Source organism: Pseudomonas sp. MWU13-2100 (assembly GCF_023242365.1).
GTDB lineage: Bacteria > Pseudomonadota > Gammaproteobacteria > Pseudomonadales > Pseudomonadaceae > Aquipseudomonas.
Genome location: NZ_JALLIX010000043.1, coordinates 1 through 18,450 on the forward strand (window position 1 = coordinate 1; position 18,450 = coordinate 18,450).

An 18,450-nucleotide genomic window follows, 5' to 3' on the forward strand; every position below is an offset into this window, starting at 1 on the left:
CGTCGTCCAGATGAATATTGAAGAGCGCATCTTCTTCGTCCTCAAATTCAGGTTCTGCGGAGGCCAAAACCAAGGGTGAATGAGTCGCGACAATCAATTGGACCGCGACCTCTTCACCCGTCATGGCGCGCATAACTTTGAGTAATGCTGGCACAATACGACGCTGCCACTGAGGATGAAGATGGCACTCAACTTCGTCGATAAGAAAGATAACTTCCTTGGCAGGCTTTATTTTCCGCTGTTTGCACGCTCGTTTGTGCCCGTTCCAAGTCCAAACCAGCATATAGGCCAGAGCGGCAATACGACGCATCCCTGCTGAGGCATGCACCAATGGCACATCCAGCCCATAGGGCATTCTCAAGGTTGGATATTCGGTCTCATCAAGAGCCCCGATATGACAAGGCGATCCCGGCGACAGTTTCTCGATCCCCGATGGAGAAAGTGCGTCCAGCGCGGTGACCAATTCGTTAAAAGGCGAGTCACCGCTCGTCTGCTGCCAACGAACCCAATCATGAATCAGGCCATTACATATATTGGTGCCCTTCTCGGATACAGCACCTTTCCAGACTTCATCGGGAGAAAAGTTGAACGCACGAATTTTTTCTTCCGCGTCCGCCTGCTGATCACTCCAATAGTTGCGGGCGGATCCCAGGCGGAGAAGCTGCCGTCAACACCTGCATAGATCACAACGCCAGGAATCGAAGGACGCGCTTTAGGCTGACGCCAAATTCCATCTGTGAATGGAATGGTTCCCTCCTTGTCCCCTGCAGTCACCTTGCTGAACGCAAATTCGATACTGGGTTTATCCGAAGACTCCCGGGGAATGGCCTCGGCCCCTCGAGCCCAGGTCCGCGTCAACACCCACCAGGCAGCATCCAGTAAAAAGCTCTTTCCTAACCCATTGTCGCCCGTGATGAAGTTGAGACGTGGAGCGAACTCAACAGGGCCGAACGTTTCGGCTGGCCCGACACCATTGAGAGACAAACGCTTGAGCATCTTCTTACCTTCCGTTTTGCCCAGAGGACCAAGGTCAGACCCGAACGGCCGAACTCGGAGCACGCAATCAACCCTTGTTCACCTCCTTGGGCGAACAAGCATTGAGCATATAGGCGTTCCTGTCATTTGAATGAGCGCAATGCTAATGCCAAACAACTGCCAGTAGCTATCCCCGGCCTGTAACAGAAGGAAGATCGCAGGATCCGCATAGCGCCCCCGGCGAATTAAGGGCAAAAAAAACCCCGATCAAGCCGTGACAGGATCGGGGTGAGAGAGTGTGTCCACAGAAACCCGGACCGAGGGTGACCAAACCGTCGACAGGTCTACTGGTACCCAGTGTGCCCGCTTGCCCTGCTCGCGAGTTAGCCGAAAACGACCTGTTCATAGGTATCAGAGCCACTCGGGCAATCGGCTCTTGCCGACACCGCGCAGGGCTACCAGAATCGAAACACGACCACATCGGAACAAGGACCAGCGCCATGATGTACGCGGATCTGATTGACCAGGAAGACCTGTTGGGCCAGCTCAAATCCCTCGGCCTGCAAGTGCCGAGCGGGGCCACCGCCGAGCAAGCCTGCGAATGTGCGGTACGCGGCCTCGACGATGCCAGGGCCTATGAGCTGCGCAAGATGGTCAAGGACATGTACACCAGCAGCGCGACGATTCTGCCGGCGGTGCGCCAGGCGATCGACAAGCAGTTGTTGCCGGCGTTGGCGCAGTATCAGCAGACGCGGCCCTGACCGAAGAAACACAAGACTGTGGCGAGTGGGCTTGCCCACGCTGGGGTGCGAAGCGCCCCTAAAACCGGCAAACCTGCTCTGTCAGTCAGATCGCGATGGCAGGTTTTGCGGCTGCTACGCAGCCGAGCGCGGGCAAGCCCGCTCGCCACAAGACCGTGCTCGGGTTCAAATTACATGAATCGGTATTAGGGCAGCCACCACACCGGGCCGCCCCAAGCAACCGGGCTTAGAGCCTCACGCTGGCAAACGTCGACTCATTGCGCGCCTGGCTCAACGCCGACATCGGCCCGGACAACGGTGCCAATACCAATGCCTGCGGAATCGGCATCATCGCCACCTGCTGGGTGGTGTTGGAGCCGACGCGCTCGTCACGTGGCGGAATACCGAAGTACTCGCGGTAGCACTTGGAGAAGTGCGGCGTCGAAACAAACCCGCAGACCGACGCCACTTCGATAATCGACATCGGCGTCTGCTTGAGCAACTGCCGCGCCCGAATCAAGCGCAGCTTCAGGTAGTAGCGCGACGGCGAACAATGCAGGTACTTCTGGAACAGGCGCTCCAGCTGTCGACGGGACACGGCGACATACACCGCCAGTTCGTCCAGATCGATCGGCTCTTCCAGGTTGGCCTCCATCAGCGCAACGATTTCCTGCAACTTCGGCTGGTTGGTGCCGAGCATGTGCTTGAGCGGTACACGCTGGTGATCCTGTTCATTACGGATACGCTCGTAGACGAACATCTCCGAGATCGCCGCCGACAATTCGCGGCCGTGGTCACGGCTGATCAGGTGCAACATCATGTCCAGCGGCGCGGTGCCGCCGGAGCTGGTGAAGCGGTTGCGGTCAAGGGTGAACAGCCGGGTGCTCATGGCCACGCGCGGGAAGGCTTCCTGCATCGAGGCCAGACACTCCCAGTGCACGCTGCAATCGAAGCCATCGAGCAACCCGGCGCAAGCCAGGGCCCAACTGCCGGTGCACACGGCGCCGAGGCGACGCGACTGGCGCGCCTGGCTCTGCAACCAGGAGACGTGTTCACGGGTAACGGTGCGTTGAATGCCAATACCACCGCAGACAATCACAGTGTCCATGGCGGGGGCTTTGTGCATGGAGGCATCAGGCGTGATCTGCAGGCCGTCGCTGGCCCAGACCTGCCCGCCGTCGACGCTCAGGGTCGTCCAGCGATACAGCTCGCGACCGGACAATTGATTGGCCATGCGTAGGGGCTCTACGGCGGAGGCCAGGGAAATGAGCGTGAAATTGTCCAGCAGCAGGAAGCCGATGGATTGAGGCGCACGGTTCTGGGGTTGAGCCCCGGACTGGAACGACGTCATCGCGATATCTCCTCACACAAAGCGGGTGATGGCCTCAGGCGGAGGCTCTTGTTATGGCCCTCATTCTCTCGCGGAGAGGGGCTTTGCAATGACAGAGCAATTGCCATGCCGAAAGTTGAATAGACATTCAATAACTCCTGAAAACGACATTACGATGTGTCTACATAGCCCCCGCCATGAGTGCGGGATATAAGGCGTGGGAAAGGTCTGCTAGCGCCCCGGCAAGCTGCCTTGAGCACTTCGGTAGCACTTGTGTACCGGGCGCTGAGCAGCGCCGGGAAGGAGTGTCACCGCAAGCACAGTCGACCGGCGGTAACGGGGTAAAAGTCGGTCGTTGCGAAAGGTCGCCAGTTATCTGTTTGCGACGCGCCAAAAGGTGGCGTGTCACGGGGTGAATGGGCGATTTGTGCACAGGTTTTACTCTGCGTCGCCTGGACGGACGCTTTCGCGGCGGTGCGGCGATCCGACAAGCTCCGCTCCCACAGGGTTTTGTGATCGGTCGCGAAACTGCAGCACGACGCTGATCCTGTGGGAGCGGAGCTTGCCCGCGAAGAAGCCGGCACAATCGCTACATCTTCCGGATCAGCACTCCACGGCACTGACCGCCAACCCACCCCGCGAAGTCTCTTTATATTTGTCATGCATATCGGCCCCGGTATCGCGCATGGTGCGGATCACCCGGTCCAGGGAAATAAAGTGCTGACCATCACCACGCAAGGCCATCTGTGCCGCATTGATCGCCTTGACCGCGGCAATCGCATTACGCTCGATACACGGCACCTGCACCAGCCCACCGACCGGATCGCAGGTCAGCCCCAGATTGTGTTCCAGGCCGATTTCCGCCGCGTTGCACAACTGCTCCGGCGTGGCCCCGAGCACCTGCGCCAGCCCTGCCGCCGCCATGGCGCAAGCCGATCCCACTTCGCCCTGGCAACCGACCTCGGCCCCCGAGATCGACGCATTCTTCTTGCACAGGATGCCCACCGCCGCCGCCGCGAGGAAATAGTCGACGACATTGGCGTCAGTCACCACCTCGCTGAACTTCATGAAGTAGTGCAGCACCGCCGGGATAATCCCCGCCGCGCCGTTGGTCGGCGCCGTGACCATGCGCCCGCCCGCCGCGTTCTCTTCGTTGACCGCCAGGGCGAACAGGTTCACCCACTCCATGGCGCTCAGGGTCGAGCCGATGACATTGGGTTTGTTCAGTTCCTGCAGGCTACGGTGCAACTTGGCCGCGCGCCGACGCACATTCAGGCCGCCAGGCAGAATGCCTTCATGCTTGAGGCCCTGCTCGACGCAATCCTGCATGGCACGCCAGAGCTTCATCAGGCCGCTGCGGATCTCATCTTCGCCCCGCCAGACCTTTTCATTGGCCAGCATCAGCTCGGCAACGCTCAGGCCATGCCGCTGGCACAACTCGAGCAATTCCACGGCACTGGAAAAATCATATGGCAGCACCGTGCGATCCATGTCCGCCACGCCGCTTTGCGCCTGGGCCTGGTCGACAACAAAACCACCGCCCACCGAATAGTAGGTATCGCGATGCAACTCACCAGCCGCGTCTTCGGCCACCAGGGTCATGGCGTTGGGATGGAAGGCCAGGTTCTCGTCGATCAGGCGCATGTCCCGTGCCCAGACAAACGGAATCGCCAGGCGGTTGTCCAGCAACAAGGTGTCGGTTTCACGCAAGGTGGCGATGCGCAGGCCGATTTGCGACGGATCGATCGCGTCCGGCCATTCGCCCATCAGGCCCATGATCACCGCGTTGTCGCTGCCGTGGCCGATGCCGGTAGCCGACAGCGAACCATAGAGCTGCACCTCGACCCGAGTCACCCGCTCGAGCTCGCCGCGCTCACGCAGCCCCTGAACGAACAACGCCGCGGCGCGCATTGGCCCCACGGTGTGGGAACTGGAGGGACCGATACCGATCTTGAACAGGTCAAACACGCTGATTGCCATTGTTGCTAAGTCCTCTGAGTGCCTGTTCCAGACGCCTGAGCGTCCGGTGGCGGAGCTGCTACGCTCAAGGATCGCAATCCGCCGGGATAAAACATCATCAGCCTTTTGACAGCCCCCGCGACGTCTCACACCGACGCACCCATGTCCAGCAACGCCAGCGTCCGCGCACAGGTAATTTCCGGCGTTTTTTTGCGGCGCAGAGATGGAAAAAGGCCGGAAAAAAGCTGTAAACGACCTCACCGACACTGGAAGCGACCCTCCCTGTACTGGATACGACGCACCCTGTAGGCGACATATTCAGGCTGGTACATGATCAGTCTCGACTCGATTGCAAGGCACCGGGGTAGAGCCATCCTCAGCGCCTACAACCGCAACACAATAACTAAGAGCGATCGTCCAGTCGGACCACTGCCAAAAATAAACATCCAGGAGTCCACCCCATGAAAGGTTCCCCGTCGTTGTTGTTGGCCGCCATGCTGAGTCTGCCGATGCTGGCCCAGGCCGCAGAGCCGGCACAGTGCAGTACCGTTAACTTCTCGGATGTCGGTTGGACGGACATCACCGCCACCACGGCAACCACCAGCGTGGTACTCAACGCCCTGGGCTACAAGACCAAGACCACGATGATTTCCGTGCCAGTGACCTACAAGTCCCTGGCCGACGGCAAGAACATGGACGTGTTCCTCGGCAACTGGATGCCGACCATGGAAAACGACATCAAGGCCTACCGTGATGCCGGCACCGTGGAAACCGTGCGCACCAACCTCAAGGGCGCCAAGTACACCCTCGCCGTCCCTCAGGCGCTGTACGACAAGGGCCTGCATGACTTCGCCGATATCGCCAAGTTCAAGAAGGAACTGGACGGCAAGATCTACGGCATCGAACCAGGCAACGACGGTAACCGCCTGATCCAGAGCATGATCGACAAGAACGCCTTCGGCCTGAAAGACGCCGGCTTCAAGGTGGTCGAGTCCAGCGAAGCCGGCATGCTCTCGCAGGTCGACCGCGCGCAGAAACGCGACACCGCCGTGGTCTTCCTGGGCTGGGCGCCGCACCCGATGAACAAGCGCTTCAAGATCCAGTACCTGACCGGCGGCGACGACTACTTCGGCCCGGACTTCGGTGCCGCGACCGTCCTGACCAACACCCGCAAGGGCTACACCCAGGAATGCAGCAACGTCGGCCAACTGCTGAAGAACCTCGAGTTCACCGTCGACATGGAAAGCTCGCTGATGGGCAACATCCTCGACGACAAGATGAAGCCTGAAGCCGCAGCCAAGGCGTGGCTGAAGAAGAACCCACAGGTGTTGACCACCTGGCTGGCGGGCGTGACCACCATTGACGGTAAACCAGGCCTGGAAGCCGTGAAGGCCAAGCTCGCGCAATAACCGCCACGTCCGGGCGGGTTCGCCCGCCTGGACCGGCATTTATTTCCCCGCATGTGGACGTTCAATACCATGCTGACTGAACATAAACTCCCCCTGGGCCAGTACATCGCGGCGTTCGTCGAATGGTTGACGAAGCACGGTGCCAACTACTTCGACTTCATCTCCTCGACACTCGAAGCGATGATCCACGGCGCGACCTTCGCGCTGGCCTGGTTCAATCCGCTGGCATTGATCGCGCTGATCGCGGCGATCGCCCACCTGATCCAGCGCAAATGGGGGCTGACCGCCTTCGTGATCGCTTCCTTCCTGCTGATCCTCAACCTGGGGTACTGGCAGGAAACCATGGAAACACTGGCCCAGGTGATGTTCGCCACCCTGGTCTGCGTGGTCATCGGCGTGCCGCTGGGCATCGTTGCCGCGCACAAGCCGATGTTCTACACCCTGATGCGTCCGGTCCTCGACCTGATGCAGACCGTACCGACCTTCGTGTACCTCATTCCAACTCTGACCTTGTTCGGTCTGGGTGTCGTTCCGGGTCTGATCTCCACGGTGGTGTTCGCGATTGCCGCGCCCATCCGCCTGACTTACCTGGGCATCCAGGATGTACCGCAAGAACTGATGGACGCCGGCAAGGCCTTCGGCTGCTCGCGCCGTCAACTGCTCTCACGGATTGAACTGCCCCACGCCATGCCGAGCATCGCCGCCGGTGTCACCCAGTGCATCATGCTGTCGTTGTCGATGGTGGTGATCGCCGCACTGGTGGGCGCCGACGGTTTGGGCAAACCCGTGGTCAACGCACTGAACACCGCTGATATCGCCCTCGGCTTCGAAGCCGGCCTGGCGATCGTATTGCTGGCAATCATGCTCGACCGTATCTGCAAACAACCCGACGCACAGGTAAGGGGTGACGCATGAGCATCATTCGCTTCGACAAGGTAGATGTCATCTTCTCCAAGAACCCGCGAGAGGCCCTCGCGTTGCTGGACAAAGGCCTCAAGCGTGAAGAGATCCTGAAAAAGACCGGGCAGATCGTCGGCGTGGAAAACGCCAGCCTGGAAATCGAAAAAGGCGAGATCTGCGTACTGATGGGGCTGTCCGGCTCCGGCAAATCCAGCCTGCTGCGCTGCATCAACGGCTTGAATACCGTCAGCCGTGGCCACTTGTTCGTCGAGCATGAAGGTCGGCAGATCGACATCGCCAACTGCACCGATGCCGAACTGAAGATGATGCGCACCAAGCGCATCGCCATGGTGTTCCAGAAGTTCGCCCTGATGCCCTGGCTGACGGTGCGCGAGAACATCAGCTTCGGCCTGGAGATGCAGGGCCGTCCCGAGAAGGAACGCCGCCAGCTGGTGGACGAGAAGCTGCAACTGGTGGGTCTGGAACAATGGCGCAACAAGAAGCCCGACGAACTGTCCGGCGGTATGCAACAACGTGTGGGCCTGGCCCGCGCCCTGGCGATGGACGCCGACATTCTGTTGATGGACGAACCCTTTTCGGCCCTCGACCCCCTGATCCGCCAAGGCTTGCAGGATGAACTGCTCGACCTGCAGCGCAAGCTGCACAAGACCATCGTGTTCGTCAGCCACGACCTGGATGAAGCCCTCAAGCTGGGTAGCCGCATCGCCATCATGAAAGACGGCCGGATCATCCAGTACAGCAAGCCGGAAGACATCGTGCTCAACCCGGCGGACGAATACGTGCGCACCTTCGTCGCTCACACCAATCCGCTCAACGTGCTCTGCGGGCGCAGCCTGATGCGCACCCTGGACAACTGCAAGCGGGTCAACGGTTCGGTGTGCATCGACCCGAGCGGCGATTCGTGGATCGACCTGGCCGAAGGCAACACCGTCAAGGGTGCGCGCCAGAACGGTGCCAGCCTGAACCTGCAAAGCTGGGTGCAGGGTCAGTCGGTGGAAGCCCTGGGCCGTACGCCGACGCTGGTGGACTCGAACATCGGTATGCGCGATGCCTTGCAGATCCGCTACCAGACCGGCAACAAGCTGGTGCTGCACGACAACAACAAGGTGGTGGGGATTCTCGGCGACAGCGAGCTGTATCACGCGCTGTTGGGCAAGAACCTCGGTTGAGACACCTGTAAGGACGCCGCGAGCGCATCGCGGCGTCGTTGTTTTCGGAATGTCGTTTTACCGCTGACTGTTGGGGAAAGGGCCGCCGGATAACGGCGATTTGTCGTAACCCGGCCTTTTTGTTAATTGAACGTTCAATCAAAACAAAATAGACTGGTCCCCACACCGGTAGCCGCTTCCTGGCTACCAAGAGGTCTGAGGAGAGATGCACGATGCCCAAGGTTGGTATGCAGCCCATACGCCGCCAGCAATTGATCGCCGCCACGTTGACGGCGGTCGATCAGGTCGGGATGGCGGATGCCAGCATTGCGCTGATCGCCCGCTTGGCCGGGGTTTCGAATGGCATCATCAGCCACTACTTTCAGGACAAGAATGGCCTGATCGCCGCCACGATGCGCTACCTGATGAATGTCCTGATCGAGAGCGTCGCCGCGCGCCGCCTGGCGCTGACAGACGACAGCCCCAGGGCGCATCTGCAGGTAATTATCGAAGGCAACTTCGATGCCAGCCAGGTCAATGGCCCGGCGATGAAAACCTGGTTGGCCTTCTGGGCCACCAGCATGCACCACCCGTCTTTGCACAGGTTGCAGCGGATCAACGATCACCGTCTGTATTCCAACCTGTGTTGCCAGTTCCGCCGCGTCCTGCCATTGCCCGCAGCACGCAGCGCAGCACGCGGACTGGCCGCGTTGATCGATGGTTTGTGGTTGCGCGGCGCGCTGTCGGGAGACGCTTTCGACACCCTGCAGGCACAACGGATCGCTTATGAATACATGGATTTCCAACTGACAAAACAGGTGTACACAAGCGGCCAAGAACGCTTCGGCACCTGAATGATCGCGGACTCGGGTTGCCCCGGCTACAGGGCCTCCCGCTCCAAGGTCAGCCAACCCACACTGCACTTGCGAGGACACTATGGCCCGTTTCGAACTGCAAAAACTCTACATCGACGGCGGCTACAGCGACGCCAGCGGCGATGCCACTTTCGACGCCATCAACCCGGCTAACGGTGAGGTGCTCGCCACAGTGCAGCGTGCGACAAAAGCAGACGTCGAGCGCGCCGTGGTCAGTGCCGAAAAGGGCCAGAAAATCTGGGCCGCGATGACCGCCATGGAGCGTTCGCGGATCCTGCGGCGCGCCGTCGATATCCTGCGTGAACGCAACGACGAACTGGCTGCCCTGGAAACCCTGGACACCGGCAAGGCTTACTCCGAGACCCGTTACGTCGACATCGTCACCGGTGCCGACGTGCTGGAATACTACGCCGGCCTGGTGCCCGCCATCGAAGGCGAGCAGATCCCGCTGCGCACCACCTCGTTCGTCTACACCCGCCGCGAGCCACTGGGCGTGGTCGCCGGGATCGGCGCGTGGAACTACCCGATCCAGATCGCCCTGTGGAAATCCGCCCCGGCCCTGGCCGCTGGCAACGCGATGATCTTCAAGCCCAGCGAAGTCACTTCGCTGACCACCCTGAAACTGGCCGAGATCTACACCGAGGCCGGCGTACCGGACGGCGTGTTCAACGTCCTGACCGGCAGCGGCCGTGAAGTCGGCACCTGGCTGACCGAACACCCGCGCATCGAGAAAGTCTCCTTCACCGGCGGCACCGACACTGGCAAGAAAGTCATGGCCAGCGCCTCCAGCTCGTCGCTCAAGGACGTGACCATGGAACTGGGCGGCAAGTCGCCACTGATCATTTTCGACGACGCCGACCTCGATCGCGCCGCCGACACCGCGATGATGGCCAACTTCTACAGCTCCGGCCAGGTCTGCACCAACGGCACCCGCGTGTTCGTGCCGAGCCACCTGAAAGCCGCCTTCGAAGCCAAGATCGTCGAGCGCGTGGCGCGGATCCGCGTCGGTAACCCGCAAGACGAGAACACCAACTTCGGCCCGCTGGTCAGCTTCGCCCATATGGAAAGCGTGCTGGGTTATATCGCCAAGGGCAAGGAAGAAGGCGCGCGCCTGCTGTGCGGCGGCGAACGCCTGACCGCGGGTGAATTCGCCAAGGGCGCTTTCGTCGCGCCGACCGTATTCACCGACTGCAGCGATGACATGAGCATCGTTCGTGAAGAAATCTTCGGCCCGGTGATGAGCATCCTCAGCTACGAAACCGAAGAAGAAGTGATCCGCCGCGCCAATGACACCGACTTCGGCCTGGCCGCTGGTGTGGTGACCAAGGATCTGAACCGTGCTCACCGGGTGATTCATCAGCTGGAAGCCGGTATCTGCTGGATCAATGCCTGGGGCGAGTCCGATGCCAAGATGCCGGTCGGCGGTTACAAGCAGTCGGGGGTTGGGCGTGAAAACGGCATCAGTTCGCTGAACAACTTCACCCGGATCAAATCGGTACAGGTCGAGTTGGGCGAATACAACTCGGTGTTCTAAGGCCCGAGTCTTGTATTGCCCGTGAGGCCGTCTTCGCGGGCAAGCTCCGCTCCCACAAGGTTTGAGCCAGACGCAATCACTGCGAACGATGAAAAACCTGTGGGAGCGGAGCTTGCCCGCGAACCGAGTGCAAGGCACTCGTCCTGAGACGCCCCGCCCCGATCCACCTCAATGAGGGCTGCATTTCATGTCCCAAGAATTCGATTACATCATCATCGGTGCCGGCTCCGCCGGTAACACCCTGGCCACCCGCCTGACCGAAGACGCCGGGGTCACCGTGCTGCTGCTCGAAGCCGGCGGTCCCGACTACCGCTTCGACTTCCGTACCCAGATGCCCGCCGCCCTGGCTTTCCCCCTGCAAGGCCGGCGCTACAACTGGGCCTACGAAACCGACCCGGAACCGCATATGGACGGTCGCCGCATGGAATGCGGTCGCGGCAAGGGCCTCGGTGGCTCCTCGCTGATCAACGGCATGTGCTACATCCGTGGCAACGCCATGGACTACGACGGCTGGGCCAAGTTGCCGGGCCTGGAAGACTGGGCCTACCTCGACTGCCTGCCGTATTTTCGCAAGGCGGAAACCCGTGATATCGGTCCCAACGACTACCACGGCGGCGAAGGCCCGGTCAGCGTGACCACGCCCAAGGCCGGCAACAACCCGCTGTTCCACGCCATGGTCGAAGCTGGCGTGCAGGCCGGTTATCCGCGTACCGTCGACCTCAACGGTTACCAGCAGGAAGGCTTCGGTCCGATGGACCGCACCGTGACGCCCAAGGGTCGTCGTGCCAGCACCGCCCGCGGTTACCTGGACATCGCCAAGCAGCGCTCGACCCTGACCATCGTCACCCACGCCCTGACCGACAAGATTCTCTTCGAAGGCAAGCGTGCGGTAGGCGTGCGTTACCTGCTGGGCTCGGCCGAAGAGCCGGTCGAAGTCCGCGCGCGCAAGGAAGTCCTGCTGTGCAGCGGCGCCATTGCCTCGCCGCAGATTCTCCAGCGCTCCGGCGTCGGCCCGGCCAAACTCCTGCAAAGCCTGGACATCCCCGTGGTCCACGACCTGCCGGGCGTCGGTGAAAACCTCCAGGACCATCTGGAGCTGTACCTGCAATACGCCTGCACCCAGCCGGTCTCGCTGTACCCTTCGCTGCTATGGTGGAACCAGCCGGCCATCGGTGCCGAATGGCTGTTCAACGGTACCGGCATCGGCGCCAGCAACCAGTTCGAAGCCGGCGGTTTCATCCGGACCCGCCCGGAATTCGAGTGGCCGAACATCCAGTACCACTTCCTGCCGGTGGCGATTAACTACAACGGCAGCAACGGCGTGAAAGAGCACGGCTTCCAGGCCCACATGGGCTCCATGCGCTCGCCGAGCCGCGGTCGGGTGCAGGCCAAGTCCAAGGACCCGCGCCAGCACCCGAGCATCCTGTTCAACTACATGGCCACCGAGCAGGACTGGCAGGAGTTCCGCGACGGCATCCGCCTGACCCGGGAAATCATGCAGCAGCCGGCCCTGGATATTTACCGTGGGCGCGAAATCAGCCCGGGTATCGAAGTGCAGACCGACGAGCAACTCGACCAGTTTGTCCGCGAGCACGCCGAGACCGCGTTCCACCCGTCCTGCTCGTGCAAGATGGGCAGCGACGAGATGGCGGTGGTCGACGGTCAGGGTCGCGTGCATGGCATGCAGGGCCTGCGGGTGGTCGATGCGTCGATCATGCCGATCATCACCACCGGCAACCTGAACGCGCCGACGATCATGATCGCCGAGAAAATCGCCGACAAGATCCGTGGCCGCCAGCCGTTGCCGCGCAGCAAGGCCGATTACTACGTGGCAGGCGAGGCGCCAGTACGTGGCAAGCCGTTGCGTGAAGTGAGCCGTACTGCGCAGTAACCCGCCAGCCCCCCTTGTCATGGGGGCTCGCCCAACGCGGTTCAGTTGACGAAATCCGAAGCCAAGCGCGATCTTGTGGCGAGCGGACTTGCCCGCTCGCCACAAGGTAGGTTATCGCCGGACCAAACCGTCCACTTCATCCACACAAAGTAAACATTCCCCACACCACCCCACCCTTGCTCCTACCCACTGCGTCGGCCTAATCTAATGGCGCGCAAACGTTTCACCCCCGCCCCACTCCGACACACCGCCACATTGCTGGCCACGAGGCTTTCCCATGTTTGATGTCGTATCTTCGAGCAAATGGCCCACCGGCTACCTGATCAATCCCAACCCCGAGCCCATGGACCCCAAGTGGCTGAAGGAATTCAGCAAGATCCCCGCCGCCGCGGTCAGCGACTGCCTCGGGCGCAACGTCGGCGGCCTCGGCCTCAAGCCATTCCACGGCAACACGCCGATGCTCGGCAATGCCCTGACCGTACGGGTGCGCCCGGGCGACAACCTGATGATCCTCAAGGCCATGCAGATGGCGCGTCCGGGTGATGTGCTGGTGATCGACGGCAGCGCCGACCTGACCCGTGCCGTGTTCGGCGGCATCATGCGTGCCATGGCCCTCAAGGCCGGGATCGTCGGCGTGGTGATCAACGGCGCTCTACGTGACCTCGACGAATGGCAGACCGGCGAACTGCCAGCCTATGCCATCGGTGGCGTGCACCGTGGCCCGAGCACCGACGGCGGTGGCGAGATCAACGTAGCGATTTCCTGTGCCGGCATGCTGGTTACCCCGGGCGACCTGATGATCGGCGACGGTGACGGCGTCGTCGCCGCTGCCCGTTCCGAGCTGCCGGAGTTGCTGGTGCGTTGCCACGATCTGCTGGCGCGGGAAAAAGCCACGCTGGCGGCGATTGAAGCCGGTACCCTGGACCCGGACCGCTTCGACGCGATCCTGCGCGCCAAGGGCTGCCCGCTCTAAGGTCAAAAGCCTCAAGAGCTTCGCGGGCAAGCTCCGCTCCCACATTAGTTTCGAGTCGTAGCCGAATCGTCTGCACGACCGAGAACCTGTGGGAGCGGAGCTTGTCGGGTCGCCGCAGCGCCGCGAAGAGGCCCTCAAGATCGCCAAAAGCCTCGCTGGCAAGCCAGGCTACAGAATCACGGCGCTAGTAAAATCGCCTTTTCCTGACAGACTGGCATTGGGGCCGCCCATAAGGCGCCCCGCACGGTCACCGCCATTTCCAGGGAGGTTCCCCATGTTCGACTTCCACCCCCAGCTCAAGCAGCGTTTCGCCGGCTTGCGCACGGGCGCTGAATTCTTCTCGCTGCGTTACGTGCGCGAATCCGGTCAATACCTGTCGGTACGCAAGAACGTGGCGGAACCCCCGAGCCTGCGCCTCGACGAAGGCGCGATGCTGACCGTGCGAGTCAACGGCGTCGAAGCCTATGCCGCCACCAACGATCTGTCCCAGGCCGGCCTGCAGAGTGCCCTTGAGCGCGCTGAAAGCTACGCCCGCTTGATGGCCCCCCACGCCCTGCTCGACCTGCGCCAACAGGCCGTGTCCAGCGACCGCGCCGATTACCGCTCGCCCCAGCTCGACCAGCCCTTCCCGTCCCTGAGCGACTGCTACGCCCTGCTCGGCGCCGAGTCGGCCGCCGTGCCCAAGGACGAGCGGCTGGTCAACTGGGAAGTCAGCCTCGGCCTGACTCAGGTCGAACAGATCTACCTCAACAACGCCGGCGCCGAACTGCGCCAGGCCCAGCGCTTCGTCTACCCGGGCCTGAGCGTCACCGCCTACGACGGCGCGGACAGCCAGACCCGCACCCTGGGCCGGGAAAATTTCGGCCAGCAAGGCGGCGCCGAGGTCATCGGGCGCTCCGGGTTGATCGGCGCAGGCGCGCGGATCGCCGACCAGGCCCTGCAACTGCTGCTGGCGCCCAACACCCCACAAGGCCCACGCGACCTGCTGCTGACCCCGGACCAGATGATCCTGCAGATCCACGAATCCATCGGCCACCCGCTGGAGCTGGACCGCATCCTCGGCGACGAGCGCAATTACGCCGGCACCAGCTTCGTCAAGGCCAGCGATTTCGGCAGCCTGCAATATGGCTCGGCGCTGCTCAACGTGACCTTTGATCCGACCATCGCGCAACAACTGGCCAGCTACGGCCATGACGACGACGGCACCCCGGCCCACAAGGAATTCCTGATTCGTGAAGGCCGCCTGCTGCGCCCGCTGGGCGGCGCGCTGTCGCAGTTCCGCTCCGGCCTCGACGGGGTCGCCAACAGCCGCGCCTGCAGCTGGAACCGTGCGCCCATCGATCGTATGGCCAATCTCAATATCGAACCGGGCGACCAGTCCTTCGCGCAACTGGTCGGCGGTATCGAGAAAGGCATCCTGATGTCCACCAACCGTTCCTGGTCCATCGACGACGCCCGCAACAAATTCCAGTTCGGCTGCGAGTGGGGTCAACTGATCGAGAATGGCGAGCTCAAGGGCGTGGTGAAGAACCCCAACTACCGGGCGATTTCCGCGCAGTTCTGGCGCAATCTCAGCGCCGTCGGCAACATCGAGACCTTCCAGGTCCTGGGCACGCCGAACTGCGGCAAGGGCGAGCCGAACCAGGTGATCCGGGTCGGGCATGCCTCGCCCGCCTGTGTCTTCAGTAATGTCGATGTGTTTGGAGGAGATGCCTGATGATTACGTCCCTGAGTCAGGTCGAACACTTCCGCGCGCTGGTCGAGGGCTTGCAGCAACAGTTGCAAGCCACGGAACGCTTTACCCTGGGTTATGCCGCCGAAGCATCGGACTTCATTCGCTTCAACCACGGCCGGGTGCGTCAAGCCGGACAGGTACAACAGGCCACGCTGAGCTTTAAGCTGATCGACGACGGGCGCCACGCCGACTTGCAGATCACCCTCTCCGGCGAGCCGGGACCGGACCGTCAGCGCCTGGCGGACGGCCTGCAACAATTGCGCGAAATCCTTCCGCTGCTGCCGGCGGATCCGTACCTGCTGCTCAACCACAATGCCTGGCAAAACCAGAACGTGCAGAGCCACGCATTGCCGGAGACCGCCCAGGTACTGGAAGAAATCAGCTACGCATCGGTCGGCCTGGACATGGTCGGGTTCTACGCCGCCGGCCCGATCAGTCGGGGCTTTGCCAGTTCCGACGGAGCTTTCGGCTGGCACCAGGCCAATAGTTTCAACTTCGACTGGAGCCTGTTCCACGAAAACGGCCAGGCGGTGAAAGCCAGCTATGCCGGCCATGACTGGGACAGCGACGGCTTTGCCCGGCGCTTCCAGCAGGCCCGGGAACAGCTCGAGTTTCTCGGGCGGCCGTTGCGCACCCTGGCGCCGGGCGAGTATCGGGCCTACCTGGCACCGGCGGCGCTGGAAGAAATCATGGGCATACTCAGTTGGGGCGGTTTCTCGGCCCAGGCCATCGGCAGCAAACACAGTCCCTTGCAGAAGCTCTACGCCGGCGAAGCCGGTTTCAGTCCCATGGTCTGGCTCGGCGAGCAGATCAGCGGGTCGTTGAGTCCGGCGTTTTCCAACGAAGGTTATCCGCGCGGCGATGTGTCGTTGGTGGCCGCGGGCGCGGCCGACCAGCAGTTGATCAACTCCCGCAGTGCCGCCGAGTACGGGCTGACCACCAACGGTGCCAGCGGCGGCGAGTACCCCGGGGCCTTGCAGATGCGTGCCGGGCAACTGGCCCAGGCCGATATCCTCAAGCAACTGGGCACCGGCTTGTACATCAGCAACCTCTGGTACCTGAACTATTCGGACCAACCGGCGGCGCGGATGACCGGCATGACCCGCTTCGCCACCTTCTGGGTGGAGGACGGCGAGATCCAGGCGCCGGTCAGCACCATGCGCTTCGACGACAGTGCCTACAGCCTGCTGGGCAGCCAGCTGGAAGCCCTGACCCAGGAACGCGAACTGCTGCTGTCGGCCAGTACCTACGACCAGCGGCAGACCGCATCGAACCTGCTGCCGGGGGCGCTGATCAGCAAGCTGACCCTGACCCTGTAACCCCCGAAACCCCGTGAGAGCCGGCTTGCCGGCGATGGCGACCGATCAGCCGACGCAAGGCTCAAGGGCCTCATCGCCGGCGAGCCGGCTCCCACAAGGTCCGTATGGCCACCCCCTGGCCCTGACCGAAATACCCGCACACCTATCCGGTCAGCCAGTTGCCCTGACGCCGCCTGGCGCGCTATACATCCCTCAGCTTTTTTCACACCATCAAAACGCCACCCTCGTACAGCAACATCCAGAAAACCAGGCTTTACCCGCGATTTTCTTACTCAACACCGCACCTCTTTCTCCCCCCGAAAGTGCTTTGCTGGAGCTTGATATGAATCATGGAAGCTTTGTCATCGACAACCTGTACCGGCATTTCAATATCCACGTCGAACGCATCGGCGACGATCCGCGACGCAAGACGGCCCTGCTGGTCAATGGCGCCCTGGCCACCACCAGTTCCTTCACCCGCACCAGCAAGTGCCTGGCCGAGCACTTCAACGTGGTGCTGTTCGACCTGCCCTTTGCCGGGCGCTCGCAACCCTACAACCCCGATCCGGGGCTGGTGACCAAGGACGACGAGGTGGAGATCCTCCTGGCCCTGGTGCAGCGCTTCGAGGCCAATCATCTGGTGTCGGCCTCCTGGGGCGGCATTTCCACCCTGTTGACCCTGACCCGGCACCCGCCGACCATCGAAAGCTCGGTGGTGATGGCCCTGGCGCCCGACCTGAATCCAGCGATGCTGGCGTACGTGCAGCGGGTCCACGAGCTGATCGAGGCGGATGACAAATCGGCTATCGGCCATCTGCTCAACGATACCGTCGGCCACTTCCTGCCACCGCGCCTCAAGACCACCAATCACCAGCACCTGTCGTCGATGTCGAGTACCGAGTACCGTCAGGCGCGCTTTCATATCGACCAGGTGCTGCAACTGGGTGACGGCAACTACCTGCGGGCGTTGTCCGCGATCCGGAGCCCGGTGCATTTCATCAACGGCGCCAAGGATATCTACACCCCGGCTGAAGGAGCGCTAGGGTTTCAGGCCTATGTCCCTCGGTGCAGTTTTGCCGTCGCCGAGGACACCGGCCACCTGCTCGACCTGGAATCACGCCAGGCCGCCAACGCGGTGCATCAGGCCCTGCTCGGTTTCCTGCTGCTTTCGATGTCGGGTAACAGCCAATAAGGCCCGGCACAATCTCCGCCACTGACCGGAAAACTGTGGGAGCGGAGCTTGTCCGCGAAGCTTTTAGCGCCCGTGAGGGCCTCTTCGCGGATAAATCCGGCTCCCACAATCGCTGCGACCTCTTCGCGCTACGGTGAATCCGCCGCCCACAATTTCCGCGTTGCACCCAACGCTTGTATAGAACCAGAACCCTGTGGGAGCGGAGCTTGCCCGCGAAGCTTTTAGCGCCCTTGAGGGCCTCTTTGCGGATAAATCCGGCTCCCACAATCGCTGCGACCTCTTCGCGCTACGGTGAATCCGCCGCCCACAATTTCCGCGTTGCACCCAACGCTTGTATAGAATCAGAACCCTGTGGGAGCGGAGCTTGCCCGCGAAGCCTTTAGCGCCCTTGAGGACCTCTTCGCGAATAAATCCGGCTCCCACAATCGCCGCGACCTCTTCGCGCGCTACGGTGAATCCGCCGCCCACAA

The 18,450-nt window shown here is 61.8% G+C and carries 15 protein-coding genes; 11 read left to right on the forward strand and 4 right to left on the reverse strand.

Annotated features, from left to right (window positions below):
- Nucleotides 1-463: AAA family ATPase (locus M5B99_RS23945; protein WP_248806384.1), on the reverse strand; the 463-nt coding region annotated here is incomplete at its 3' end.
- A gap of 53 nt (nt 464-516) precedes the next feature.
- Entirely contained in the window at nt 517-996 is a 480-nt protein-coding gene (locus M5B99_RS23950) for an AAA family ATPase (protein WP_248806385.1), read from the reverse strand.
- A gap of 479 nt (nt 997-1,475) precedes the next feature.
- Here M5B99_RS23950 and M5B99_RS23955 point away from each other — a divergent pair, with 479 nt between their 5' ends.
- Entirely contained in the window at nt 1,476-1,736 is a 261-nt protein-coding gene (locus M5B99_RS23955) for a hypothetical protein (protein WP_177098491.1), read from the forward strand.
- Nucleotides 1,737-1,962: 226 nt separating this feature from the next.
- Here the strand turns inward: M5B99_RS23955 and M5B99_RS23960 are convergent, their stop codons facing one another.
- Complete coding sequence (locus M5B99_RS23960; RefSeq protein ID WP_017128334.1) at nt 1,963-3,066, reverse strand: GlxA family transcriptional regulator; 1,104 nt, start codon at nt 3,064-3,066, stop codon at nt 1,963-1,965.
- Nucleotides 3,067-3,648: 582 nt separating this feature from the next.
- Nucleotides 3,649-5,025 carry an L-serine ammonia-lyase gene (locus M5B99_RS23965; RefSeq protein WP_248806386.1) on the reverse strand — a complete coding sequence of 459 codons (1,377 nt, stop codon included), beginning with the start codon at nt 5,023-5,025 and terminating at the stop codon, nt 3,649-3,651.
- A 440-nt stretch (nt 5,026-5,465) separates the two neighbouring features.
- On the opposite strand from M5B99_RS23965, the gene M5B99_RS23970 reads away from it, so the two are divergent.
- The 10 genes from M5B99_RS23970 (at nt 5,466) to M5B99_RS24015 (ending at nt 17,980) form a co-directional block, all read left to right on the forward strand.
- Nucleotides 5,466-6,413 (forward strand): choline ABC transporter substrate-binding protein, encoded by a 948-nt coding sequence (locus M5B99_RS23970; RefSeq protein WP_248806387.1) that lies wholly within the window; start codon nt 5,466-5,468, stop codon nt 6,411-6,413.
- Nucleotides 6,414-6,482: 69 nt separating this feature from the next.
- Nucleotides 6,483-7,328 carry a choline ABC transporter permease subunit gene (gene choW, locus M5B99_RS23975; protein WP_248806388.1) on the forward strand — a complete coding sequence of 282 codons (846 nt, stop codon included), beginning with the start codon at nt 6,483-6,485 and terminating at the stop codon, nt 7,326-7,328.
- Nucleotides 7,325-8,503: a choline ABC transporter ATP-binding protein gene (gene choV, locus M5B99_RS23980; RefSeq protein WP_248806389.1), complete on the forward strand. Its 1,179-nt coding sequence runs from the start codon at nt 7,325-7,327 to the stop codon at nt 8,501-8,503. The genes choW and choV overlap by 4 nt, the downstream gene beginning before the upstream one ends.
- A 212-nt stretch (nt 8,504-8,715) precedes the next feature.
- On the forward strand, nt 8,716-9,336 hold the full coding sequence (gene betI / locus M5B99_RS23985) for a transcriptional regulator BetI (RefSeq protein ID WP_248806390.1): 621 nt from the start codon (nt 8,716-8,718) through the stop codon (nt 9,334-9,336).
- Between the two features lie 82 nt (nt 9,337-9,418).
- On the forward strand, nt 9,419-10,891 hold the full coding sequence (gene betB, locus M5B99_RS23990; RefSeq protein WP_248806391.1) for a betaine-aldehyde dehydrogenase: 1,473 nt from the start codon (nt 9,419-9,421) through the stop codon (nt 10,889-10,891).
- A 187-nt stretch (nt 10,892-11,078) separates the two neighbouring features.
- Entirely contained in the window at nt 11,079-12,782 is a 1,704-nt protein-coding gene (gene betA / locus M5B99_RS23995) for a choline dehydrogenase (RefSeq protein ID WP_248806392.1), read from the forward strand.
- A gap of 277 nt (nt 12,783-13,059) precedes the next feature.
- Nucleotides 13,060-13,755: an RraA family protein gene (locus M5B99_RS24000; protein ID WP_248806393.1), complete on the forward strand. Its 696-nt coding sequence runs from the start codon at nt 13,060-13,062 to the stop codon at nt 13,753-13,755.
- Between the two features lie 274 nt (nt 13,756-14,029).
- A complete protein-coding gene (locus tag M5B99_RS24005) occupies nt 14,030-15,472 on the forward strand; it encodes a TldD/PmbA family protein (protein ID WP_248806394.1) in 1,443 nt (480 codons plus the stop codon).
- On the forward strand, nt 15,472-16,809 hold the full coding sequence (locus M5B99_RS24010) for a TldD/PmbA family protein (protein ID WP_248806395.1): 1,338 nt from the start codon (nt 15,472-15,474) through the stop codon (nt 16,807-16,809). Before M5B99_RS24005 ends, M5B99_RS24010 begins: the two co-directional genes overlap by 1 nt.
- A gap of 322 nt (nt 16,810-17,131) precedes the next feature.
- Nucleotides 17,132-17,980, forward strand: coding sequence for an alpha/beta fold hydrolase (locus M5B99_RS24015; protein WP_248806396.1), 849 nt, complete (start codon nt 17,132-17,134; stop codon nt 17,978-17,980).
- The last annotated feature ends 470 nt before the right edge of the window (nt 17,981-18,450 follow it).